This window comes from Paenibacillus sp. N119s (genome assembly GCF_059447605.1).
Genome location: NZ_JCAJRU010000514.1, coordinates 1 through 473, shown reverse-complemented (window position 1 = coordinate 473; position 473 = coordinate 1). Strand labels below are relative to the sequence as shown.

The following is a 473-nucleotide window of genomic DNA, read 5'->3' as shown; positions in this document are numbered from 1 at the left end:
CAAGGAGTCCAAGGTGATCAAGGACCGCAAGGAGTCCAAGGTGATCAAGGACCTCAAGGCGTTCAAGGAGACCAAGGACCTCAGGGTGTTCAAGGTGATCAAGGACCGCAAGGAGTTCAGGGTGACCAAGGACCGCAAGGAGTTCAAGGTGATCAGGGACCTCAAGGCGTCCAAGGTGATCAGGGACCTCAAGGTGTTCAAGGTGATCAGGGACCTCAAGGAGTTCAAGGTGATCAAGGACCACAAGGAGTTCAGGGTGATCAAGGACCTCAAGGAGTCCAAGGCGATCAAGGCCCTCAGGGAGTTCAGGGTGATCAGGGACCTCAAGGCGTCCAAGGCGATCAAGGCCCTCAGGGTGTTCAAGGTGATCAAGGCCCTCAAGGAGTCCAAGGCGATCAAGGACCACAGGGAGTTCAGGGTGATCAAGGACCACAAGGAGTCCAAGGCGACCAAGGACCTCAGGGAGTTCAGGG

At 56.0% G+C, this 473-nt stretch carries 1 protein-coding gene; it reads left to right on the top strand.

Translation table 11 applies throughout. The features are described 5' to 3' along the window. Positions 1-13 precede the first annotated feature (13 nt). Positions 14-473, top strand: a 460-nt coding sequence (locus AC5V8P_RS26090) for a hypothetical protein (RefSeq protein WP_495474115.1), incomplete at its 3' end; no start/stop codon positions are given.